The 23,456-nt window shown below is 49.3% G+C and carries 18 protein-coding genes and 1 tRNA gene; 6 read left to right on the top strand and 13 right to left on the bottom strand.

The annotated features are described in order from the left end of the window. The first annotated feature begins 103 nt into the window (after positions 1-103). The 3 genes from rpoD to ACJJI7_RS08720 all read left to right on the top strand — a co-directional run bounded on the left by rpoD (position 104) and on the right by ACJJI7_RS08720 (position 2,861). Positions 104-1,966: an RNA polymerase sigma factor RpoD gene (rpoD, locus tag ACJJI7_RS08730; RefSeq protein WP_020411533.1), complete on the top strand. Its 1,863-nt coding sequence runs from the start codon at positions 104-106 to the stop codon at positions 1,964-1,966. Between the two features lie 91 nt (positions 1,967-2,057). Beyond that, positions 2,058-2,477: a diacylglycerol kinase gene (locus ACJJI7_RS08725; RefSeq protein ID WP_353377074.1), complete on the top strand. Its 420-nt coding sequence runs from the start codon at positions 2,058-2,060 to the stop codon at positions 2,475-2,477. Between the two features lie 307 nt (positions 2,478-2,784). Then, positions 2,785-2,861: transfer RNA gene (locus ACJJI7_RS08720), tRNA-Ile, on the top strand. Between the two features lie 535 nt (positions 2,862-3,396). On the opposite strand, the gene ACJJI7_RS08715 is transcribed toward ACJJI7_RS08720, so the two are convergent. Then, positions 3,397-3,882 (bottom strand): hypothetical protein, encoded by a 486-nt coding sequence (locus ACJJI7_RS08715; RefSeq protein ID WP_282951786.1) that lies wholly within the window; start codon positions 3,880-3,882, stop codon positions 3,397-3,399. A gap of 613 nt (positions 3,883-4,495) precedes the next feature. Beyond that, positions 4,496-4,972, bottom strand: coding sequence for a hypothetical protein (locus ACJJI7_RS08710; protein ID WP_282951787.1), 477 nt, complete (start codon positions 4,970-4,972; stop codon positions 4,496-4,498). A 331-nt stretch (positions 4,973-5,303) separates the two neighbouring features. On the opposite strand from ACJJI7_RS08710, the gene ACJJI7_RS08705 reads away from it, so the two are divergent. Both ACJJI7_RS08705 and ACJJI7_RS08700 read left to right on the top strand, forming a co-directional pair. Then, positions 5,304-5,849, top strand: coding sequence for an SRPBCC family protein (locus tag ACJJI7_RS08705; protein WP_353377076.1), 546 nt, complete (start codon positions 5,304-5,306; stop codon positions 5,847-5,849). After that, positions 5,849-6,862 carry a zinc-dependent alcohol dehydrogenase family protein gene (locus tag ACJJI7_RS08700; RefSeq protein ID WP_444902304.1) on the top strand — a complete coding sequence of 338 codons (1,014 nt, stop codon included), beginning with the start codon at positions 5,849-5,851 and terminating at the stop codon, positions 6,860-6,862. The genes ACJJI7_RS08705 and ACJJI7_RS08700 overlap by 1 nt, the downstream gene beginning before the upstream one ends. Before the next feature lie 339 nt (positions 6,863-7,201). On the opposite strand, the gene ACJJI7_RS08695 is transcribed toward ACJJI7_RS08700, so the two are convergent. Continuing rightward, on the bottom strand, positions 7,202-8,149 hold the full coding sequence (locus ACJJI7_RS08695) for a GlxA family transcriptional regulator (protein ID WP_282951790.1): 948 nt from the start codon (positions 8,147-8,149) through the stop codon (positions 7,202-7,204). 571 nt (positions 8,150-8,720) lie between these two features. Here ACJJI7_RS08695 and ACJJI7_RS08690 point away from each other — a divergent pair. Next, entirely contained in the window at positions 8,721-8,996 is a 276-nt protein-coding gene (locus ACJJI7_RS08690; RefSeq protein WP_353377079.1) for a hypothetical protein, read from the top strand. Positions 8,997-9,056: 60 nt separating this feature from the next. Here ACJJI7_RS08690 and ACJJI7_RS08685 read toward each other — a convergent pair whose 3' ends face one another. The 10 genes from ACJJI7_RS08685 to ACJJI7_RS08640 all read right to left on the bottom strand — a co-directional run bounded on the left by ACJJI7_RS08685 (position 9,057) and on the right by ACJJI7_RS08640 (position 23,168). Then, a complete protein-coding gene (locus ACJJI7_RS08685) occupies positions 9,057-9,584 on the bottom strand; it encodes a CARDB domain-containing protein (RefSeq protein WP_444902305.1) in 528 nt (175 codons plus the stop codon). Positions 9,585-10,431: 847 nt separating this feature from the next. After that, positions 10,432-11,568: a DUF3667 domain-containing protein gene (locus ACJJI7_RS08680; protein WP_444902306.1), complete on the bottom strand. Its 1,137-nt coding sequence runs from the start codon at positions 11,566-11,568 to the stop codon at positions 10,432-10,434. A gap of 215 nt (positions 11,569-11,783) precedes the next feature. Next, positions 11,784-13,073 carry an aminopeptidase PepB gene (pepB, locus tag ACJJI7_RS08675; RefSeq protein WP_282951795.1) on the bottom strand — a complete coding sequence of 430 codons (1,290 nt, stop codon included), beginning with the start codon at positions 13,071-13,073 and terminating at the stop codon, positions 11,784-11,786. Between the two features lie 409 nt (positions 13,074-13,482). Beyond that, entirely contained in the window at positions 13,483-13,848 is a 366-nt protein-coding gene (locus tag ACJJI7_RS08670) for a thiol-disulfide oxidoreductase DCC family protein (RefSeq protein ID WP_282951796.1), read from the bottom strand. A gap of 20 nt (positions 13,849-13,868) precedes the next feature. After that, a complete protein-coding gene (locus ACJJI7_RS08665; protein ID WP_282951797.1) occupies positions 13,869-14,336 on the bottom strand; it encodes a cupin domain-containing protein in 468 nt (155 codons plus the stop codon). Between the two features lie 77 nt (positions 14,337-14,413). Beyond that, a complete protein-coding gene (locus ACJJI7_RS08660) occupies positions 14,414-15,826 on the bottom strand; it encodes a rhomboid family intramembrane serine protease (protein WP_020411549.1) in 1,413 nt (470 codons plus the stop codon). 148 nt (positions 15,827-15,974) lie between these two features. After that, the gene (locus tag ACJJI7_RS08655; protein WP_282951799.1) at positions 15,975-18,140 is read right to left on the bottom strand and encodes a mechanosensitive ion channel domain-containing protein; all 2,166 of its coding nucleotides are present in this window, start codon (positions 18,138-18,140) and stop codon (positions 15,975-15,977) included. A gap of 118 nt (positions 18,141-18,258) precedes the next feature. After that, positions 18,259-18,855, bottom strand: a complete 597-nt coding sequence (locus tag ACJJI7_RS08650; protein ID WP_020411551.1) for a DUF6515 family protein — start codon at positions 18,853-18,855, stop codon at positions 18,259-18,261. A 96-nt stretch (positions 18,856-18,951) separates the two neighbouring features. Then, positions 18,952-20,076 (bottom strand): efflux RND transporter periplasmic adaptor subunit, encoded by a 1,125-nt coding sequence (locus tag ACJJI7_RS08645; protein WP_444902307.1) that lies wholly within the window; start codon positions 20,074-20,076, stop codon positions 18,952-18,954. Then, positions 20,073-23,168, bottom strand: coding sequence for an efflux RND transporter permease subunit (locus ACJJI7_RS08640; RefSeq protein ID WP_282951801.1), 3,096 nt, complete (start codon positions 23,166-23,168; stop codon positions 20,073-20,075). Before ACJJI7_RS08640 ends, ACJJI7_RS08645 begins: the two co-directional genes overlap by 4 nt. Positions 23,169-23,456 lie beyond the last annotated feature (288 nt).

Below are 23,456 nucleotides of genomic sequence, written 5' to 3'. Positions count from 1 at the left end.
CTAACGCCGTTACTTGACAGCTAGAGTGGTTATTGCTATTGCAAATACGCTATAATCCCGCGTCTTTGTCCCGTATTTTCATCCCCAGAATTCAGGGTTGTGCATGACCGACAAAACCCAGCAACAGACCTCCCGCATTAAGGAACTGATCGCCCGCGGTAAAGAGCAGGGCTATCTCACTTACGCGGAGGTAAACGACCACCTTCCGGAAGATATTTCCGACCCCGATCAGGTGGAAGACATTATTGGCATGATCAACGACATGGGTATCAAGGTGTTCGAAAGCGCACCAGATGCCGAAGAGTTGTTGATGGCTGAAGGCGACAGCTCCGCTGACGAGATCGCCGCAGCCGAAGCAGCAGCCGCACTGGCCGCCGTAGAATCCGATGTAGGCCGCACCACCGATCCGGTACGCATGTATATGCGCGAAATGGGCACCGTTGAGCTGCTCACGCGCGAGGGCGAAATCGCCATTGCCAAGCGTATCGAAGAGGGCCTGCGTGAGCTGATGGCCGCTCTCGCCTATTGGCCAGGTGCAGTACAACAGATCATTGATGAGTACGCGCTAATCGAAAAAGAAGAGCGCCGTGTTCCTGATGTCATTTCCGGCTGGCTCGACCCCGCCGAAGATGTACCACCTGGTGCTCAAGCTGGCCAAGCCGCGGAATCCCGTGAGACTAGCGATAGCGATGACGAATCTGCCGACGACGAGGATGACGACAGTACCTCAGAGGAAGAAGAGGAAAACGCCGGTGGCCTCGACCCAGAGGAACTGGCAGAGCGCATGAATGCGCTAATCACTGCTCAGAAAGTTGCAGACGAAGCCATTACCGCCCACGGACGCGACTCCAAGGAAGCAGGCGAAGCCCTCGAAGCCGTGGCTGAAGTCTTCCGCTACTTCAAACTGGCACCGCGCCAGTTCGATCCGCTCTACGGCGAAGTGCGCGATATTCTCGACAGTGTGCGCAGACAAGAGCGCATCACTATGAACCTGTGCATCAAGCGTGCACGCATGCCGCGTAAGACCTTTATCAAAGAGTTCCCCGGTAACGAAACCAATGAGGATTGGATCCCGGCGATCATCAAAAAGAAGCGCGACTACTCCGACGCCCTGCGCCATGTAGTGGACGATATAGTACGCGCCCAGCGTAAACTGGCCCAGTGCCAGGAACGCTCCGGACTGGACGTAGGCCAGATCAAAGAGATCAACCGCCGTATGTCCATTGGTGAGGCCCGCTCTCGCCGCGCCAAGAAGGAAATGGTGGAAGCCAACCTTCGCCTGGTGATTTCTATCGCCAAAAAGTACACCAACCGCGGCCTTCAGTTCTTGGATCTGATTCAGGAGGGCAACATCGGCCTGATGAAGGCTGTGGATAAGTTCGAATACCGTCGCGGTTATAAGTTCTCCACCTACGCCACCTGGTGGATTCGTCAGGCGATCACCCGCTCCATTGCTGACCAGGCACGTACCATCCGTATTCCAGTGCATATGATTGAGACTATTAATAAGCTCAACCGTATCAGCCGCCAGATGCTGCAGGAAATGGGGCGTGAACCCACTCCTGAAGAGTTGGGCGAGCGTATGGAAATGCCGGAAGACAAGGTACGCAAAGTCCTCAAGATCGCTAAAGAGCCCATCTCCATGGAGACTCCCATCGGCGATGACGAAGACTCACACCTGGGTGACTTTATCGAAGACCAGAACCAGTCCTCCCCGGTGGACACCGCCACCCAGACCGGCCTGCATGATGCCACCCGCTCCGTGCTCTCCGGCCTGACCGCGCGTGAAGCCAAGGTACTGCGTATGCGCTTTGGTATTGACATGAACACTGACCACACTCTGGAAGAGGTGGGTAAGCAGTTCGATGTAACCCGTGAGCGTATCCGACAGATTGAGGCCAAGGCCCTGCGTAAGCTGCGACACCCGTCCCGATCGGAGCACCTGCGGAGCTTCCTCGACGAGTAAGCGCCAACTAAAAAGCCCGGTTTCGACCGGGCTTTTTTATGTGACACAATAAAGACCACCCTCAAGGGTCTACGGATGGCAGGAGAGTAATATGCAAAAAGAAGTCGCCAGCAAACCGGAAAAGTCTGAAGGAGTCGCCAATAAGCCGGGCAAAAAAGGCCTTGCTCGACTGATCGCCGCCGCCAGATATTCGAGCGAAGGCCTCGCCGCCGCCTGGCGTAATGAGGAAGCCTTCCGTATGGAAATCATCCTCGTAATCTTCATTATCCCTCTCGCCATCTGGGTCGGAGATACACCGGCAGAGCGCGCCATATTAATCGCCGTAAGCTTGGTGGTACTGCCCCTTGAGCTAATCAACAGCGCCATTGAGGCTACCGTGGACCGCATAGGCCCAGAAAAACACCCTTTGGCCAAGATTGCCAAGGACACAGGCTCCGCCGCCGTAGCCGTGGCTCTTATTTCATGGCTGATTGTCTGGGGCTGCATAGTAATTCCCAAGCTGCCAATCTAACCGCGATCTGTGTAAAAGCTCGAAGAGAAAAGCGGGAAGCTTAACTTCCCGCCCCATCTAAACGGCAGTACCAATTAAAACCCTAAAATAATACGGTCGTACCAATATAGAAATCTGTAAATTCCAACCGCCTTACCATTGACACTAAAATACACCGCCAAGTATTTCGTATAAAAAATAAACGATAAAGTTCACGTTGGCAGGCAAAGGCTGCCGAGAGGAAATCTCTGCCACAAAGGCATTGATTTGAAAGGAAAAATCTTGTACTTTCCCCAACCGCTTGCAACGATCCCCGCAAGCAAAGTGTGGGCCCTTAGCTCAGTTGGTTAGAGCATCCGACTCATAATCGGCAGGTCCTGGGTTCGAGTCCCGGAGGGCCCACCACCTTTAAATCCCCCAGTGAACCCCATGTTGTTGCGATCAAAGCTTGTCCGCTTTGGCCAACTTTTGGTCCCATAGGATAGCTAAATTATCCACCGCATCTTGAGGCCCTATTGAAACCATATAGTGTCCCTTGTGGCCAGGTTATATTCCATAGATAAGCAAAACTGACCGAAGACAGAACAGCAAAGCCCTCTCAAAAATCTCCACTCGCCTTCTCTTCCCAACATCTTCAGTCAGCCCACTACAATCCATACTTACGCTCGTTAGCTTTACGCCCTCGGCCCACTTTTCTGGTGACCAATTAAAAACTACGCATAATTTAAAAAAAACCTAAGCTATTTTTAAATATCAGCCCTGCATAATTCAATTTTTATGGGCTAATAAATAGCGCATACTAGTAATTGAATAGACCCTCAATATCATCGCAAGTATTTGGAGGCACATTGCATATGGAATGAACACAAAACTCATATATCAGTGAGTTAGAAAGTCAATTCGGCTGACGGAGGGACCATATTCCCCCAAAACTTAAAAGCTAATTTCTTAGCTCTTCCTCGCTTTGCCGCTTGGAGATACACTTTTTCAGAACAGTCGGATCACAATAATTTCCAGTATCTACAAAACGACTTCGAATAATTTGTGCCATAACATCTCCCTTATTCCCTTCATCAAGCTCAATACCGTCAGCACCAACACGCGAAAAAAGTGAGTCAATGACAGTTGTATAGATACTGCCTTCGCCACGTTCATCAATCCAAATACCATCACCATCAAAGGCTCCATACCCGACAGATTCTATCTTTACATTCGCCAAATGTGCAGATATAGACGCTGGTGAACCATCACCACCGCCACCCAAGCCACCTCCACATTTATCGCGAAGAACACAGTCGGATATGTGAATACCATGATAAGCCGATCCGCTAACATGAGCTTTTTCAAGAATTATATTTACAATGCCCTTCTGACTCTCGCCTACCTTGAGATAAATACCTTTCCCACCAGGTTCAGCAAGATCCACTCTGTTCTCAATATGAAAACAACCAGGGCCTTCAAAATTCAGATTTGAGAGTGATAAATCAGCTTCCTCGCTGATTCGTAAAAGGTCAACATTATTTTGAGTTATACTAATTTGTCCACACCATGGATAACCAAAGGCAATTTACCTGAGTACTCCAAAGGCTCCGCAATTGAAATATCACCGCCTGTTACAATGCTAATTATAGGAGGAGTCGAAAGTTTAGAGGCTATGGAAAGTACAGCACGAAGAGAACCGGAACCAGAATCCCCTTAGATGTCACAACCAGAGGCTCGGCATAGGAGTTAAGTGATAGCAAACAACTAACTATAAAATTCAAAAAACTATGCTGAAAAATATTTTTAGAGCCACTCAATAGAAGAATTTTCTAAAATTCCTGTTAGATTATTACCCTGCCAAAAAACAATCTCAACATCATCAACATGTACAGTCCGGCCAAACCATAATTCGAAAAGATAAATATAGGCTGTCATAAAATGACACTTATTTGCCTATCAAAGATATTTTAAGAAGTAAAATCTTAACGATCTAAAAAGCTTACATACCATGGTATTTTAAAGCTCAATACCGAATATCATATAAAAGAAAACCTGTACTACAGTGGAGCTACAGTAGTTCGAAATAATGGTTGATTATTCATCCATGGAATTTTTTCAGCAGCATGGCATTTCATACAGGCTGAACGACCATTAGAAAATCCCTGCCATGCCTTTTTGATATCTCTACTCTCAAATGAACCAAGCACATTACCGTATACCAAGTCCAAGAAAATAGCATCGGCATTGGCTTTGCGTGCAGGGCGCTTGAGATAGCCATTTTCAATAGCAGTTTTTATTTTTTTCCAGTGGTATATGGCAAGATCAAAATTCTCATCCTGTAAAGCCAAGAAAATGCTTTTGTATCGATATCCCACTTCCCACATTGAAGCAGAAAAACCACCAAGATAGTTTTGCAGCAAAATCAAGCGATCTTTCTCACTTTCTGCGTTTAACAACCAGTCTCGCTCATTACCAGTGTCGTAACTCTCAGAATATGCAAAATTTGTTACTGATAAACAAACTATCAGAGTCATCAGAAATTTATTCCCATTCAATATCTTCGTCATGAGCGATAACCAGTTAACCAGCGGTGTATGTCTGCTAAATACTTATAGCAGCTTGAAGCAGACAAGAACGCCAAATACTTTTTAATTAATTAAACAATTGTTGGTTTATGTAATTTTAACCCTCTGATCAAATTTATTGGGGGAACTCAACACGTCAATCAGATATAAGCTTTGGCTATATAAGAAATTATAAATTAAAATTAGACTTATATTTATCCGCCATTATGATCTTATGAACTCCCTGAAGTAGACCTGCAAGATTGAACGAGATGCCGGTAAACCCGCAGGGAATAAGTGAATGGCCGGTGTCAAAATCGAGAAAATCACAATGAGTGAAATTATTTGGCCTCAGGGCTTTGTTCCAGGATTTACCGATAACTATTGCTCTAATGAGCTAATTGTCGCCGGATTATCTACTGCGGATATATGGCCATTACTCAACACCCCATCGCTATGGCCCCGCTACTATGCGAACTCTGCCAATATCCAATTCCAGGATGGGCTGGGGCCTGAATTGAGAGAGGGTACGCGGTTTTCATTTGAAACTTTCGGCTTTCCGGTTGAAGCGCGCTGTGTAGAGTACCTTGCCCCGGTCAAAGGGCAGCCCGCGCGAGTAGCTTGGCATGGATGGGCTGGTGAAGGAGATGCTCGTCTAGATGTTCACCACGCCTGGTTAATAGAAGATCTATCCGGCGACCGAGTACGTATCCTCACCCAGGAAACACAAAATGGTTTACCAGCCATTGAATTAGCGAAAACACGACCTAACCCTATGATTAATGGCCACCAAGATTGGCTAGAGGGCCTGAGAACAGAGGCACTTAAGATTAAGGGAAGAAAATAATGAAAGCACTGACACTAAAAGCACCTGGTGGACTGAATCACATATCTGTAAGCGATATGCAAGACCCAGGGGAGCCAGGCCCAAATCAAATTCGAGTTGCTATTGGCGCATCTTCACTTAACTACCATGACTTGCTTGTCGCCAACGGCAGTATACCCACGGAAGACGGCCGCATCCTGATGTCAGATGGCGCCGGCACAGTGGAAGCTGTTGGAGAAGGTGTGAGTGAATTTAAAGTTGGCGATTCTGTAGTTTCCTGTTTCTTTCCCCAGTGGCAAGCAGGGCCTGCATGCCACAACGTCTGGGGCTTCGGCAATACGCCGGGCGATGGTATTGATGGAATGGCTGCTCAGTATGTTGTTCGTAGCGCCAACGCATTTACCCTCGCACCTACAGGCTGGAGCCATGCAGAGTCCGCCACGATCACTACAGCCGGCCTCACTGCCTGGCGAGCCCTAGTGAGTGACGGCAAAGTGAAGCCAGGTGACACCCTATTAACCCTCGGCACCGGTGGCGTATCAATAGCAGTGATTCAAATTGCCAACATGCTAGGGGCTAAAGTGATCGTGACTTCGTCATCTGATGAGAAGCTGAAGCGGGCAAAAGCCTTGGGGGCGACTGAGGGTATCAACTATAGAACCCATGCCCAGTGGTCAGAAAAAGTATTGGAGTTAACCCATGGAAAAGGTGTCGACCATATTATTGAATTAGGCGGCCCTGCCACCTTGGAACAATCGATTCAATCAGTCAGGGTCGGTGGGCATATTTCACTGATTGGTGTTTTGACTGGGAGGCAGGGTGAAATTCCAACCGCCCTGCTGATGGGTAAACAAGCCCGTTTACAAGGGCTTGTTGTGGGAAATCGCTGTGAGCAACAAGACTATGTGGCCGCATTGGAAGCCAATAATATCCATCCGGTAATTGATAAAACCCTCCCCTTTACTGATCTGGCAAAGGCCTTCGAGCACCAGGCCAAAGGGTCACACTTTGGAAAAATCTGTGTAGAGTGGTAATTACTTTTAAAAAAATTTTTTACCTCCCGCAACAGGATTTTAAAACCCTGATGCGGGGATAAGCTAAAAACTCTCCACTAAATTTAAATAGAGAATTACTGACTTCACTTAACAAGGGGATAGATAACTATCCGAGTATCTATTAATTATGAGAATAAGCCAGGAAATGATTACGTCAGCTTCTCGGAAGATATTGTGTAGCTAAGACCCAGTAGAAATAAAAAGTTTCCTTTCGCTACGTTTTAAGCTGCTCTTACACATAACGGCGGAAACAGGAAATCCAGTGATCGCAGATCTAGTGGGTTATTTATTTTCCCAAATGCACAAAGAAATTTCTGTTTAACCATGATTTCTGCTGAAGTAGGAGGGAGATACGCCAAATTGGGCATAAAACGCACGACGAAAGCTATCATAACTAGCGAATCCAACGCGCAAAGCAACCTGTTCCAGGCTGAGACTTTCACAAGTAATAAGGTCCCTCGCGCGATTTAGACGTATCTGATTTAGATATTGGCTTGGTGTGCTCTGCAAATGGCGTTTAAATAAGCGAGTAAGCTGGCGCTCACTGATTGATATTCTCTCCGCCATGTCCGGAACACTGATAGATTTCTGGTAGTTCTCAGCCAACCACTCCAATAATGGGTTGAGACGCATACTATCGCCAGACTGTACCTGAAGCAGGTCTGAGTACTGGGCTTGACCTCCTCGACGCTGCAGATATATGACAAGCTCCTTCGCCACACTCGCTGCAATCGTATTACCATGATCCCGACGAATAATCTCCAAGGCCAAATCGACACCGGACAAAACACCAGCGGAGGACCAAATCACTCCACTTTCAATAAACAATGGATCTTGTTCTACCTGGTAATTAATGGCCTGCCGAGCCAGTTGCTGGCAATGACGCCAGTGTGTAGTAACTCTGTGGCTCTGCTCGGGGAAGATCTTAGCCAAAACAAAGGCACCGGTGCAAATACTCACAACCCTACTGGCACTATTTGCAATTAACCTTAGCGCATTGAGCTGCTTGGAGCTCAGCTCTAGTTGCCGCATGCCAATTCCACCACAGATAACCAAGTAGTCCAACTGAGGTAGCTGATAAATATCGCCGTCTACAGTTAGAGACTGACCATAAGCGGTTTTGACATGGCCGGCCTCAAGGCCAATCAGGCTACAAATATAAGCCTCACTTACAAAGCTATTTACCTCCATAAATGCATCCAGGGGACCAAAAAGGTCTAAAGCTTGGAACCCATTAGCAATAAAAAAACCTATTCTCTTAGCCATATTGCCTCCTCCGTGACTGCATTTTAAACCTTCATCCAAGTCGGAAAAGACACAAATACGGCCTAAACAGACATTTAATACTCCTAACTCATAAAGATCGTAAAACCTTAATATCAAATACTTCACTGGCTTTGATGGTGGCTTTCATGACGATGTGGTCTTAAGGAGAGATGGAAGTCTACTGCTTTTAGGCAGTTCGATTATTTACTGCCGTTAATGAAATAGATTATTTCACCTAAGAATTTTAAAGTTGAATGTAAAAGCCTTACGAGAAAGTAAATAATCTGAATCTCAACCTGAGAGCGATACTTGTTTTATTGGCTTCACTTGGATTATGCCAAAGATGATACATCAACAAACGAGCTCTATTAAATTCCAACTTGAAACGCACCTGAAATTTCCTCTAGCAACATAAATAGATTAAGTTTCACCTGAGTCATGCTTCAATCACTTCGTCGTCTAAATAGATAGGCATCTAGAGCCATGTACTATAGATATTTCCTACCTTACGCTATACTCGGGCTTATTCGTCGAGATGTACCACTTTTTCTCAAACTGTAGCCAAACGAGTATGAGCCTTTCTTCTATTGCTATAGCCCTGCTTGCAACCAGTGCAACCCCAGATACCTGCACCGATGGTTTAGCGCTCGCTAGAGGCGTAGCTGCTATTACTTATGAATACCCTTGGCAAAGCGCCAATAAGAAAGACTATCTGGTGCGTAACTATCCACGTATGTATTTGATAGTCCCAAAAAAGCTCGACAAGAAATTGAAAGAAGGGGGTTCCCCCACTGCTACAGTCAATAAACAAAATTGCCAAGTAATTAACGTTTATCTCGCCCGCTAACTCATTAATCTGATCCCAGCCTCCCCAATCACTGTTCTGGGGAGGCCTATTTAAATATTCTTATCCTTGCTTACTGTACACCAAGGTATTATTGGTCTCATCACACTCTTCGACTATTTCCTTATAGTCGGCTGTGACTTCTAGATGCGCATCTGGATCAAACACCCAATAGCCCAAAGTAAAAACCAGTGTCACAGTTGCTCCCGGAGCAATAACCGGCGTAGCCTGAACATCATTTGCCAGAGTATCTGGGTCTATCAGTCGGGCAAAACTGGCTATAGAAGCCGATGCGCCGACATTGGTGATATCCACGGTTATCACCGACTGGCCCGATCCGCCATCCCAAACTGGATCATATATTTTACTCACCACTAAGTCCGGCTTGTCGCAAACACACAAGCACATATAATGATCATCCTCTTTCACTCCATAAGGCGTACCGACATAACAGTTGGCTTTATCATCAAATTGATTTCCATAGAGCCAATGGGAAAGCGGATCATTAATCGGCTTTTCAATAATTTCCGGATCTCGCGTAATTTTACAAACGTTAGTGCGCTCAAATTCCTCAGTTATATCCTTAGTCATTTCTGATTCTGGCACACCTCCCACCCAGATCGAACAGGTTCTACGACAGGTCAAAGGACCTTGACCCTGCCAAAAATTGGGATACCAACCCGCCTCGTAGTTCTGCATACTCAGATCCTGGATTGGATCTGCATAACTAACAGTTACCAAGGACCAAGTTAATCCTAAAGCCAAAAGAGCTAATAAATGCCTCAACATATCATCCTCCCTAAGAAATATTAATATCAAAAAATATGCTCAATCAATAACTGGTAAGAGTTTCAGGATTACTTGATGAGCAAACCGATTTTAAGGAGGCATTTATAAATTTCTATGTACTATCGAAAAATAATGGCGTAGTTTCAATTCATGTATAAGCACTGTAAGGATATATTTCTAGTGAAATAGCTCCTGATAGCCTGCTTATAATTCAAAAACAAATAATTTAAAGATATTTACCTCGATCGAAATAAGCGGTACAACTCTTTAAACGAGCCAAAAACAGTTACTGGCGCTAAACTACTCACATACAGACTCACTTCAACTAACCCTACCCACCCAACAAAAATACTTCTAGGGGAAAAGAATAGAAAACAACGTATTATAAAAGTACAACCTAAATTAATCTTATTTGTTGATTTTTTTATATACTAATTTCAGAAGCATCAAATTTTAGAGCAAAATATAACCCCAAACTCAGGCGAATTGATGATTCCCTTAGCAACAGTCACTCCAAAGCAATCACAGAAAGTACTGCATTAGATTTTCCCAGGATTACTATTTTCTTATAAGTGTATTCTGTTTTTTATATCATCGTTCTATGATAAAGGAGCGTTAACGTTGAAAGCCAATTCGTTATTTTCAATATTTAAAGTTCAGCAAGAGTATATAGGGCTGTCAGGGTTGCACCAAATATCAACAATACAGGGTACAAAATACCCAATGCCCAATATTTCATCAGAGTTATAATCCAACCCTGCTGGTAAATCCGTTTTTGCATAAGCAGAAGGTAAATAGGTATCCATAAGATAAGTGCTACCAGGGTCCAATTACATAAAGTATCAATCAAACTGTAGTTAGTTAGCCAATCTTGAAGATCTCCCAGTAAAGTCACCAGCAACAATACAAAACAAATAAAGGCATGACTATGAAGAGCGACTATCAGATGCTCCATATAGAGGCGGCGCTTAAAGAGATAAATTACCCAAAGCATTAGTGCAAAGAGTGGCACCAAAATAAGTAACGTAGAGGGAAGAGAACCCAGAAACGCCTTTTTAAAGCGATTTGGGTCATCGGAGACTCGTGCAATATTATCTTGTGCCCTGGCAACCTCTTTATCAAGCCAATTCGTGAACCCCTCCGGTAAACCATCAATTTCTAAAAAATCCCGGTCTACTTCGGTAATTGCCTGTTTTAAGCCCGAGGTAACCTCAGCTTTCGTTAATTTCTCCGGCTCACTTGTTCCACTTTCAATAGTGGCTGCCTCATCCTGCAACGCCTCAGTATCATCCGTCAAATTTAGTTGAACTTTATTCAGCTCAGCTAAAAGTTCTGGATTATTAGCATTAGCTAACTTTGCCTGCTCCACTGTATCCAGGGCGTCGTTTACTTTTTTTTCAGCAATATTAACTGCCTCTTTCGAGCTACTACTATCAGCACCGAAGTTGATACTCCAGTCGCTACTCATACGCACTACAAAGAATGTAGTTACGCACAAAAAAATAAACAGACGTACAGGACTGACATAACGTACCCTGCGACCTGCAAAGTATTCAGTGGTTAGAAAGCCAGGCTTAAAAAGAAGTGATGGCAGGGTTTTCCAGATACGGGAGTCTAATGCTAGCAGGGTGTCAAAAAGGTCTCCTATTATAGAAGAAAAGTGCCGAACCATCCCCTTAATAGGTTGGCCACAGGAGTAGCAGTGTGGCCCCAGTAATTCAGTCTGGCAGTTGGCGCAACGGATCTGCTTCACCGAGTTCGTTTCTGTTACCCCAGAGGTACTCATTTACATCTCCCCTTTTATTTTCTTACCAGAGCGCGGATAGTATTACAAAATTCTTTGTTGCTGGTTAACTAGCCACTGGATATTAATCACACTGGATTCAACAAAACACTGGACCACCAGCTGTGCCAATTTCATCAGTCCCAAATAGAAAAACGCGCCTTATAATAGACGCGTTTTTCTACTGTCTCAGTAATCGTTTTGTGCGGCAATAAGAGTCAATTTTCCTGTAAAAAGCGCGCGATAGTGCGTAAGCCGTGGCCCTTGGCACCAGTGGCCCAAAGATCGTTAGCTGCTGGCTGGTAGGAACCGGATAAATCCATATGAACCCAGTTGCGGCCTTCATTGGGCACAAAGCGAGCCAGGAAAGCCGCTGCGGTGGAGGCGCCTGGACTGCCATCAATACCGATATTGGATATATCCGCAAAGCTGGAGGGAGTCTGCTCCAGATGGAAATTTTCTAAAGGTAACCGCCAGGCTTTTTCGTTTTCCTGAGCTGCAGCATCCAGGACTTTTCGGGCCATTTCATCCTCAAAACTGAATACGGAATTAAAATCACGTCCCACAGCCATTTTCGCAGCACCCGTCAGGGTAGCAGCATCTAGCAGCCAGCGCGGTTGCTCCTCAGAGGCCGCGATTAGTCCATCGGCGAGTACCAGACGCCCTTCGGCATCGGTATTCAGTACTTCCACAGTGACATCATTTTTGTATTTAATGATATCGCCCAGCTTGAAAGCATGACCGGATACCAGATTTTCAGCACAGCATAAGTACATCTTCACCCGCTTGTTCAAACCGCGAGCAATAGCCAGAGCGAGGCCACCAGTGACCATGGCGGCACCACCCATATCAGACTTCATGGTGGCCATGTTACTTGACGGTTTAATACTGTAGCCACCGGAGTCGAAAGTAATGCCTTTGCCCACCAAACAGGTATCTACCGGCGCAGTATCCTCTCCGGTTGGGTTGTAGTCCACCTGAAGCATCACCGGTTCACGCACACTACCACGGCCCACGTTATGGATACCCACAAAGCCCTCGCGCAGCAGATCATCTCCCGCAACAATCCGGTAGCTTAAGGCCTGAGGGGCGAGTTTTTGCAACATTTCAGCAGCACTTTCTGCCAGTACACGGGGAGAGACATCATCCGGTGTGCCGTTTGTAATCTCGCGTACCCAACGTGCGGCACTTTCGCGGGCAGCCAGTTCTTTTATCTCTTCGTCATCCTCTGAGCCCCAATGGATAGTCTTGGTTACCTTGGGATTGAAATAACCAGCCCAAAAGGCCCAGCGGCTTTCGATATCCCAGCCGTCGCCACTCAGGGCAACTTCGGTTACTCCCATGCCATCCAGCCGGCGAGCTGCACGTTGTGCAGCTACCAAAGAGGCACCATTGCTTGCGCCAATATGGATAAAAGCATCGCCACCAGTAAAACTCAAAAGCGCAGAATCGCCCCACGGATCACCTGCCTTACCTTCAACCAGCTGAACGCGCATAGCTTTTGTCATACAACACCTTTCTTGAAACCTTTATGCCAATTTTTTGCAGTTCTTTTTACATTCTAACAGTACGTCAAAAATACTCGACGACTACGCCACTATCCCAACGATAAATTTCTCAAAGAGTATTACTACCGTCTTCTTCTCTCCACACAATATTAAATAGGCCTAATAAAGCAACCGAGCTTTATCTCGCCATGGAATCCACTCTAGTGTAAAAAGCTGGGAATTTGTCACGCCCTGCTCCAATTGCTCTATCAACAACACAGTTACCAACTGGTAGCACAAATGCTAAATAGCCTTCACAAGGAAAATATCCACAACTGGATGCTGTTTATTTGCTACTCACCAAGCACACAGCCAGTGGAAAGTTTTGAGTAACGCAGAAACCACAAACTGATCGATCTGACAGAAGAGATCACCAGTGCTTTAAAGCCTTATTCCACAGATATAGGCAGCGGGCAAATCCATTGTAAGCTTTGTTGAGTCCCCAACGCACTCCTGGAACCTTGGACACTTTTGCTTTCCAATGCTCGCCAGGGGAGTTCTCCCAAATTGTAATAAACGCCTCGAAACCAACCTGTAGCCTCCCTTGTGTATCAATCACGTGCAAACGCTCACGCACAGACTCTAGGTCCACATTGAGCTCTTCTGCCTTGGCATTATCCAGATGTACATCTTCCCAGGCTACTTCACAGGTACTCAGCTTTTTCTTTTGAGCACTAATACCCGCATTGCACACTGGGCAGGCGGAATTATAGAAAACACGAATCTTGGCGGTCATGAGGAAAGAAATCGGTCAATTTACCTGGGTTTCTCGATATCATCGTGATTTACCAGCTCCCAGGGCAGCCCTTTATTGCGGTAAATCCTCTTACTTTTATTGGGGTAGTCGGCCACATCATGATCCAGGCGCTGGCCCACTACAATACAGCGCAAGGTCTCAGTGCCGGTATTTTTCATTGCATGTGGCAGTCCACCAGCCGGATAACCAATAAAATCCCCTTCCGATACCCCGTATACCTTCTCACCAATTTGAACTTGCGCCTGACCTTGCAGGATGTAAACACACTCATCCTCGAATTGATGGCAGTGAAATTCCGTAGACTCATAACCCGGTTCTATTTCAATAACATGAAATCCAAAACCGGTAATTCCGGTCATATCTCCGAGAGATTTATTGCGGCGCACGGCATTTGGATTGAGGAAGTGCACCTTCTTTTCGCCTTCCATTTCCAGAATTTCTTCATTCTTAAGAATATTTTTACTCATGCTTTTCCTTAACCTATCCAATCTTTTACTGGTGACCTAAAAATTGTGCTCTCCCTACCAAATTTAAAAGGTCGCTACTAGGACTGCCCCTGTATCTCCACTGCCTGGGTTAATTCTTTCATTTTCCGCGCACTGCCTTCCTCTCCCATACGCCGGTAATAATTTACCAGGGCCAAACCGAGCTTGGGTATTAATGGGTGCTGTACCCCCTGTGAAATTAGTCTCTGAAGCAGCTCCTCCAACCACGGCCAGTTTTTAGCTTCCGCAGCGCGGCGTGCCATTAACAGGCACGCTTTAGAGCTCAATGCGTGAGGTTGTTGAGTAGCCTGCAAATAGCTGCGATATCCATCTGCCAGGACATAAGTATCAATCCGCGAATTGGCCGCCTGGGAAAATAGTGCCAGGTTGGCGCGGTGGTAGGCCTCACTATCCGGGGAAACAGCGGTCAGTTCTATATAGCGCAGGATGAGCGGCAAAAAATCCGGGTACTGCCGCACCGCAGCGGCCGCAGCGTCGGCGGCCTCCAACAATTTGCCCTCCTCCTGAAAGCGATCGATACGAGTGAGAGCACTTTTTTGTGGCGACGGCAGTTCTTCCTCTTCTTCTGGCATTACCCGGACTGGCGGACGCCAGTAAATCAACATTAGCGCCAAGGCAAAACCAGCCAAAAGGCCACCGGTATGAGCCCAGTAAGCAATACCGGCATCTCCGTAGAGATAGCCGAAAATTTCCTTGCCGAGCCACAAGGGCAATACCATTAGTGCCGGGGCACTGAATTCGCCAAACATAAAGCCAACAGTGTAGAAAAAACGCAGGCGCCGCACTCCGTAGATAGCGACAAACATTCCCATAATCGCCGACACGGCTCCAGAAGCACCGACCATTGGCACATAGCTACCAGCCTCCACCAGCATATGTAAGCCAGCAGCGGCCAGGCCCCCAAGCAAATAGAGTGTGATAAACCAGAGCCCGCCAAGCGCCAGCTCTACCGACAAACCAAATAGCAGCAGGAAAATCATATTGCCGATAAGATGATCCCAACTTCCGTGCAGGAACATATGCCCAAACATGCCTCCAATACTCGGCTCCGCCGGTGTTAGGCCCAAGGCCATACTGCTGATACGATCACGTAACCCGGCAAAGTGCTCGCGCTGCTGCAGCCACAGGGTTTGCCCTTCCAGCTCTAATTTAGGTAACAGCCAGTGGTGAAACTCCGGATTCCACAGCAGCTCCCGGTAGACAAACTCCTCGCCTTCCGCATCCATCTGTAGGCGCCATTCGGGATGCATTTCATCGACATACATCAGAAAACGCTGCTCCTCCAGATCCGGAAGATCACTGGCAAAATAGTAATCTTCAGCCTCCAGCCAACGAGCTTCATCACCGCCTTGGTAAAACATAAATACCAGTAAATTTGCGAGTATCAACGCAAAGCACATCAACGGCGGGCGGCGCCAGTCCGGCTTATTCTCGATAGGGATGATCAGCACGGGCGTTTCCTTGTTACTATTGCTCGAGCGCCCGGTAGCAAAACGCAGCAATACAAAGTGAATTGGACGGGGCCGATTGTCACATCGGCCGCAGGGAAAATACTACGCATATTCGCCGAGGCTGAATACCCGCCGCGGTGCTATTGGCCTATTTCCGAGCCGCTCGGCCAATAATGGCCGGTACATCCCAGCTGCGCAGGTGTAGGTCCCGCTGTGGGAAAGGCACCTCGATCCCCTTCTCGCGAAACTCTCTCAACAACTCCAGGTTATAAAGCGCGTATGAGTCCCCCAAAGAAGTGACCATATTGCTGTTTACCCACACGACCAGCTTGAAGTTCAGCGAGTTATCACCGAACTCCATCAACCAAACCTCGGTTTTGCGTTTCCAGTCGGTGTGGGTGATATTGACCCGGTCAGCAGCCTCCAGCGCTGCTTCACGTACCAGGTCTGGATCTGAGGAATATGAAACACCAAAAGGCACATGGATACGTCGCACCGGATCATCCAGGGTATGGTTGATTACACGACCGGCAACAAATTCGGTGTTAGGCACCAGGATATCCACATTGTCCCGAGTGGTAATACGGGTAGAACGCACGTTGATGTCGCGAATCCGACCAAAGACACCAGACTCCAGCTCCACCAAATCTCCCACCTTCAAGGGCCGTTCGAACAACAAAATAAGCCCGGAAATAAAATTGGAGAAAATGGCTTGCAAACCAAAACCAATACCTACGGAGAGCGCACCAGCCACCAGCGCTAGCTTGGATGTATCCAGCCCAAGCATACTCAATACAATAACAAGGGCGACTGCAACAAAGGTGTAGTGCAACACCCTGCTCAGGTTATACATGGAGGATTCGCTGGCATGCTCCCTGCGCACCAGGCGGCGCAAGAAAGCCCTGGTCAACACCGACAGGAGCCAGGCACACACCAAGACAAATATCATCTTGGCAATCAGGCGCAGGGTAATCGGGTTTTGTGCGATGGTAAATAACTGGTAATCAGCCAAAGTGCGCCAGCGCTTGTATACCTGGCGGGCAGCCAGAGAGACACGCTCACGCACTGTGGCCCACCAACCCTGGCGCTCGCGGTAAACTTCCAGCTGTGCTTTTTCATAGCGCTGGATATCCTGCTCCAGGTCGTTGGCCCGAGCCAAACCACTGCCGATCCGTTCAAAATAATTCCACCAGCGACTGAGGTCCTCGCTCTCATCTTCGCCCCGCCAGGCCACCACTTGGCGTTGACGGATAGCGAGTTCCCGCGACGTAGCATCAATCACTGTATTTGCATTCTCCAAGAGTTCCCTGCTGACAATTAACGGGCGCTCCTCTGCCGCCGGGTCCAGTACGGTGTTAATAGACTGCAGCAATTCGCTCTTGCGCTTGCCGAGGTGCTCCTCCAGCAGATCCACCTCGAGTTGCATCAGGGTGAGATCTTTTTTCATATTGGTATCGGGGTCGGTGGAGGGCTCGGTGGTACTCTGTATACTGGTACGGGTTGCGGCTATACGCTCAATTTTCTTATCTGTATCAGCAATAGCTTTTTCGAGTTCCTTGGCATCTTTTTCGCTGAATTGCAGATCGTCGAGCATGCGTCGCAGCTTGCTTTCAGCCAGTTCAATTTTCTCCTGCCAAGTACCGAGGAAATCATTCACTGTCGCCAGCTGCTCAATAATATTGAGGTGATTAATCTGGGCCAGCAGCAGTGCTTGCGCCGCTTCATCTTCCTCCTTGCCTTTGGCATCGCGCAGTACAATCACCTGCCTGCGCAACTGCGACAGGGACTGGGAGCGGGTATCCCGCAGCTGCCGCGCCTCCAGCTGTACCCCACTCAAACGTCGCCGCCCACGACTGATTGCCGAGTCCGCTCTGGCCCAGTCGAGTACTGTCGGATTTTCCGGGAATTTCACCTCCGGCATCAGTTCTACTTTTAAATATTCCTGACGCTTCTTCCAGGTTATCTCTATCCCATCCAGGCTCTGGGAAATTTTCTTCGCGCCTTTTTGTAGTGCTTCGTCGTCTTCCGGTAACTCTCCTTCCCACTCAGACCAAGCAGTTTGCAATGCGTCCAACCACTCGCGTCGCTGCTCCGGTGAGGCATTGCTCCATCCCGTCCACCAATCCGCGGAAGGTTCAGCAAAGTCGGGAATTTCCGGTTTAAATTCCTTCGGCTTCGATCCAGGCAGTTGTGCACTTGCGGGCAGAGAGAATAGCGCGACAACAATGAGGAGAGTAAAGAGAGAAAGCAGGCGAAGCAGCGGGCATTCAGTGGAATTCTTTCGAAGGAGGGAGAAACCGCCAGCGCCCGCCATAGATTACATCTGTCCGTGGAGAAACAATCGCGAGGAAGAAAATATGCCCCCTCGAGGGCATATATTTCAGTGTAGTCGAGAGCGACCAGACTCCAGGGACAGACGGCTCAAAGTGGTATCAATAACGTCTACGACCATACTTACGCATACAATTGAGGTACTGCCTGCGATAGGCGCGCGAGCTGATCACTGACACCCTGCCGGGCTGGTGCACACTTCTCACAAGATTGGCGGCCCTGGCCTTACAAAACAGTTCCCTGCGGCCGATGTTACGATCCGAACTGCGCAAACTGCGCAGCTGACTAACACGCCGGGGAGATTCATACTTGGGTGGGTAGGCTCGCTGATAGATTTCCACCTGGCGTGCGAGGGGATTGCGATTGTAATTGCGCCAGTTAGCTGGCGGTGTGACTACGACAAATTGGTTGTCCTGCGGGTCAAACTCAAAAAAGGTGCCATTGCCCGCCCGCCGGTAGTCCTTTCCATTTAGGAAAAATGAAGTACCCGTAGGTACTTCCGGCACCCTAGCTCCCAGAGGCGGTTCCACTCGGGTATACCCATCCGGCCCCTGGCGATAGAAGTATCCACCCACGTAGAAATAAATCTCATCATTGGCTTCAACAAGGCGCGCCCCATCCGGCAGGCGCTCCGCCTGCGTTTCCGCTAGGGGTGCTGAGGTAATAGTCATTAACAGCAGCGCAAACAGGAAACGCATGAGACACCTCGACGAGCAATTAAGTGTCGCAGAAGTGTATTGTCAGAGAACACTGTTCCCCAATTTATTTAAATAAAACTGTGACCGTAAAACTGGTCAGCTATCCCCCTCAATACTGGTACCATCCTCATCACGTACCACCTCTGAGAGTATCTTCACTTCCTGCCCCGGCTGCAGGCGCTCAGCACCGCGAACAATCACCCGGTCACCACTATCGAGGTCACCATAAACGGCTATCCACTCTCCATCACCGCTACCAATACGGACCGACAAGCGCTCCGCTTTATCCTCATCGCCCACGCGGAATACAAAGGTGTCACCATTACGCAGAACCAGAGCGTCCCGCGGCACCACCATAGTCGCGCGGGCTTCGGCCAGGGGCACAGCGACCTGGACCGGCATTCCTACAATCCAGTCCCACTGTTGTGGTGCGCTCTGCGGTAACTTCACCATCAGCTTCACCCGCCGCGAATTATCACTGGCCACGGGTACAAACTGGCGCACCTGGCCAGTGAAAACCTGGTCGCTGGTGCGCTCTCCTTCAGAGCGAGATACCACATCACTGCGCACGGCTATGGTATCGCCAGCAGCGATCAACGGCAGAGCGGCTAGCGGGATATCCGCTTCCACTTCGAGTTGCGACATATCCAGGGCGCGCAATAACTCGGAACCTGTGCGCACATACTCCCCTGCCTGTAATTCACGGCTCGCCACCAAAGTATCAAAAGGCGCATCAATTTTGGTTTTGGAGAGTTCGTAAGCTCGCCTGTCTCTTTCAATTTGCGCAGCCAGCAGATCCTGGGCCATTGCCTCGCGTTCGGCGTGCTGTTCCTCCAGCGCCGAGCGCGAAGTACTATTGGTTTCCGCCAGCTTGCTCAACCGCTGCAGCTGGGCATCCATATAAGTGAGGCGTGCCTGTAATTGCGCTATCCGGCTCTCGCTGTTACGTAATTGAAGGCGCCAGTGCGTGGCATCCAACTGTGCCAGGCGCTGGCCTTTTTTCACCAGGCTGCCCGGCTCGGCGACAAATTCCAGCACGCCATCCAATTCAGAGGAAATCAGGATATCGCGACGACTCACCACCTCCCCGGCAGACCATTGGCTCGGCACCACTTCACGGGTTTGCGCCCTATCGACAGTGACTGCCACTGCCCCGCCCTGAGCCAAAACCGGCTCGGCGATGAGCAGGGACAAGGCGGCCCCGACTAAAAACTTTCTCATTGGGAACTCCTCACAGCCAATCTTTGGCGCAGGCGGGTAAATTGCGGTAGTGGCACACGCCCGGTCTGCAGCAGCGCCGGCAACAATATCAAGGTAAATAGGGTACTGACTGCCATGCCGCCGACGATCACCGCAGCCAGCCCGCGATAGATCACACTGCCCTCACCCGGCGCGACCAGCAGGGGTAACATACCAAACACACTGGTCAGGGTACTCATAAAGATCGGGCGCAGACGCAGGCGCAATGCCTGCTCTACTGCCTCTACCCGGCTAGCGCCGGCATCTTCCGCAGCACGGGTCTGGTGCACTAACAGAATGGCATTGTTCACTACCAGGCCCAGCAAAATAACGAAGCCAATCATGGTGAGAAGATCGAGAGGCTGGAAGCCAATTAAATTCAGGAATTGTAGAGCCAACACTCCACCCACCGTGGCAAGTGGCACGGTGAGCAAAACCAGCCCAGCATCACGCAAAGAGCGGAATAAGGCACTCATCAACAGGAATAGAATCAACAACGCCAAAACAAAATTCTGTGACAGGGATACCAGGGCCTTATCCAGATCACTGGCATTACCACCCACCAGAATACTGCCATCATCCGGCAGAGCCTCGCGGATTTGTGGCAGCACTTCCGCCTCCAGCTGCGCGCGAACTTCCTCCAGGGACACATCATCGGGCGGCACAATATTCAATGTAATAGTGCGGCGACCATCCACCCTGCGCAGGTTGCCCGGACCCACAGTGCGCTCAACATTGGCAAGCTGGTTGAGCGGCACTACCTCACCGCGGGGCGTGACCAGCGGGGTATTCTGCAACTGCTCCGGGGTGCTCCAGGGCTGTGCCTTGAAAATCACATCCAGACGTTTTTCCCCGTCAAAATATTCGCCCACGTAGAGACCATTACCCAGGGTGCGAATCAAGCTGCCCATATCCTGGCGGTTCCAGCCCTGCTCCAGCATTGCACGGTCGTTCGGGCGCACAGTTAGCTCAGGTTCCGATAAAGAAAGCCCCGGATTGGTCTGCACCGGTGTGCCCGGCATCACCTCTTCCATGACTTCCACACCACGGGCGGCGGCACGCATCAGGCCATCGGCATCGCGCGACTGTAAGTGCAAAGCTATCCGGCGATCTCCACCGAATTGGCCAAACAGATTGCCGCGGGCAGCAAATCCCTGAAAATCGGGAATATCCACCAGGATTTCCTCACGCAGCAGCCGCTCCATCTCCTTGGCCTGGTCCATATCCTTAACGCGCACACCCATGGTGCCGCCATTGGGCCAGGAAATAATGTAATAGTTCTTCAGGGCCGGCTCCCGCTCACCACTCATATAGGGTGCCATGCGCCGGTCCAGCTCATTGACGATTTCCTTTTCGATTGTTTTGGTGTTGGTGGACGAAGGGAAATTCATCCACACATCCACCGCATCCCTTTTTACCGGGGGTAAATAATCGAGGTTTGGTAAAAGAAAATATGTCGCGGCAACAGGTACCAACAGGAAGCCACCTATGACCTGCCAGCGACGAGCGCGTGTGCTGGTTAGTGCCATTACCTGGGAAGTGATTTTTCCCCAAACGCGCGCCAGGCGATCCTCGCTGGAAATAGGGGGCAGCCAAAGCTTCGCCGCCAGTGGCACTATTGCCACAGCGGCCAGTAGGGAAAACACCACTGCCACGGCAATAGTCAGAGCCAAGTCCCCAAATACCTGCCCTTCGACACTATTGAGGAAAAATACCGGCAGGAAGATCGCCACAGTTGTTGCTGTGCTCGCCAACAGTGCTCCCCAAACCTGCCCGGCTCCCTGCTCTGATGACTCCTCGGGGCCGAGGCCTTTTTCCCGTAGACGCACAATATTTTCCAGCACCACAATCGCGGCATCGAGCACCATACCTGTGGCAAAGGCGAGGCCGGCGAGGGAGATGACATTCACACTGCGTCCGGCAGCGGACAGCACTACAAAGGTCGAGAGCAGGGAAATAGGGATCGCCGCCGCAACAATCAGGGTGGCACGCATACGCCGCAAGAACCACCAAAGCACCCCTACCGCCAGCAGTATGCCCAGTATCAGATTGCCGCCGAGCAAATTCAGGGCGCGGTAAACAAACACCGAGGCATCGAAGGACTGCACCAGCACCAGCTGTTCGTTTTTCAGTTTGGTTTCGTTCAGCTCCGCAACTTTCCGCTTTACCAGCTCCAGGGTGGCAAGCATATTTGCGTCGTTGGTGCGGTTAATGCGCATAGATACCGCAGGATTGCCGTTCTGCGTTGTAACCCCACGGGACTCAGACGGTCCAACCCGCACCTCGGCAATATCGCCGAGTCGCACCGGTTGGCCATCGCGCCACTCCAGCACCAGCTCAGATAAATCGGCCGGCTCATATTCACCGACAAAACGCAATGTGTAGCGGCGACGCCCCACATCGGTAAATCCACCAGAGACGTCCCGCGCCGAGGCCAGCTGACGGCTGATCGCCGGCAACTGAATGCCCAGCTCAGCCGCTTTCCAGGGGTCAAAAATGACTTGCAGCTCCTCCTGTGCGGCGCGACCGGACTGAGCTTCCACACTGGAAACACCCGGTACAGACTCCAGCTCCGGCCGCAGTACATCCTCAATCAGACCTGCATAGTCATCGAGGTGATTGGCGTTACCAGGCAGTTTTTGCAAAAAGAAATAGGTGAGAGCGGTGGCATCGCCGCCCCATCCTCCAAGCATAACCCTCGGCGGCTCCGCATCCCGCGGCAGTGGCGGCAGGCTGCTCATACGACTGATCACATCGATCAGCACCTTATCCATATCGGTGCCCATGGTGAATTCCAGGTTCACCCAGGCGCCGCCTCGACCTGCATTCACCTCCATGGTTTCCAGGCCAGTGAGGCCCTGCAGTACCGATTCGATAGGCTCGACTATTTCCGCCTCCACCTCTTTCGGCGCGGCGGCACGCCAGCCAGCTTGGATGGCAATACGGGGGTTTTCTATATCGGGGAAAAGCTGTACCGGCAGGCGACTGGCAAGAAAAGCTCCCAGTAATACAGCCAATACCACAGCCACGCCGGCTGCGGCGGGGTTTTTCAAAGCGGCTCTCGTCAGCGCCATTCCATAGGCCCTTGTTTTTTAGTTATAAATACAGAATAAGACGGAGCTTCCCGCCCCTGTTTACTGATTTCCGAAAAAACCATGCAGCTTTTTACACAGACTTCATGCTTTTGGGCTCACACTATTGCTGCACTGTCCTATGCCGCGTAATTCATCCGGAAAAAGCTTGCCGGACCAACCAGTGTGAAGGCTAATGCAATAAAAACGGCAAACAAGAGACTTGCGATCAAGTGCCGGGAATTATCGATCAGGCCACATCCGATATTTTCCAATGATGTGGCCCACAGG

The organism is Microbulbifer variabilis (assembly GCF_056232115.1).
The sequence above is the reverse complement of the archived record's forward strand: the minus strand, read 5'-3'. Positions and strand labels throughout refer to the sequence as shown.

Excerpts from the sequence above, each read along its gene's own strand:
- ACJJI7_RS08710 (WP_282951787.1), bottom strand. The coding sequence starts at position 4,972 with ATGACTCTGATAGTTTGTTTATCAGTAACAAATTTTGCATATTCTGAG.
- ACJJI7_RS08700 (WP_444902304.1), top strand. The coding sequence starts at position 5,849 with ATGAAAGCACTGACACTAAAAGCACCTGGTGGACTGAATCACATATCT.
- ACJJI7_RS08725 (WP_353377074.1), top strand. The coding sequence starts at position 2,058 with ATGCAAAAAGAAGTCGCCAGCAAACCGGAAAAGTCTGAAGGAGTCGCC.
- ACJJI7_RS08645 (WP_444902307.1), bottom strand. The coding sequence starts at position 20,076 with ATGAGAAAGTTTTTAGTCGGGGCCGCCTTGTCCCTGCTCATCGCCGAG.
- ACJJI7_RS08690 (WP_353377079.1), top strand. The coding sequence starts at position 8,721 with ATGAGCCTTTCTTCTATTGCTATAGCCCTGCTTGCAACCAGTGCAACC.
- ACJJI7_RS08640 (WP_282951801.1), bottom strand. The coding sequence starts at position 23,168 with ATGGCGCTGACGAGAGCCGCTTTGAAAAACCCCGCCGCAGCCGGCGTG.
- ACJJI7_RS08650 (WP_020411551.1), bottom strand. The coding sequence starts at position 18,855 with ATGCGTTTCCTGTTTGCGCTGCTGTTAATGACTATTACCTCAGCACCC.
- ACJJI7_RS08685 (WP_444902305.1), bottom strand. The coding sequence starts at position 9,584 with ATGACTAAGGATATAACTGAGGAATTTGAGCGCACTAACGTTTGTAAA.
- ACJJI7_RS08670 (WP_282951796.1), bottom strand. The coding sequence starts at position 13,848 with ATGACCGCCAAGATTCGTGTTTTCTATAATTCCGCCTGCCCAGTGTGC.
- ACJJI7_RS08665 (WP_282951797.1), bottom strand. The coding sequence starts at position 14,336 with ATGAGTAAAAATATTCTTAAGAATGAAGAAATTCTGGAAATGGAAGGC.
- ACJJI7_RS08705 (WP_353377076.1), top strand. The coding sequence starts at position 5,304 with ATGGCCGGTGTCAAAATCGAGAAAATCACAATGAGTGAAATTATTTGG.
- rpoD (WP_020411533.1), top strand. The coding sequence starts at position 104 with ATGACCGACAAAACCCAGCAACAGACCTCCCGCATTAAGGAACTGATC.
- ACJJI7_RS08695 (WP_282951790.1), bottom strand. The coding sequence starts at position 8,149 with ATGGCTAAGAGAATAGGTTTTTTTATTGCTAATGGGTTCCAAGCTTTA.
- pepB (WP_282951795.1), bottom strand. The coding sequence starts at position 13,073 with ATGACAAAAGCTATGCGCGTTCAGCTGGTTGAAGGTAAGGCAGGTGAT.
- ACJJI7_RS08655 (WP_282951799.1), bottom strand. The coding sequence starts at position 18,140 with ATGGCGGGCGCTGGCGGTTTCTCCCTCCTTCGAAAGAATTCCACTGAA.
- ACJJI7_RS08680 (WP_444902306.1), bottom strand. The coding sequence starts at position 11,568 with ATGAGTACCTCTGGGGTAACAGAAACGAACTCGGTGAAGCAGATCCGT.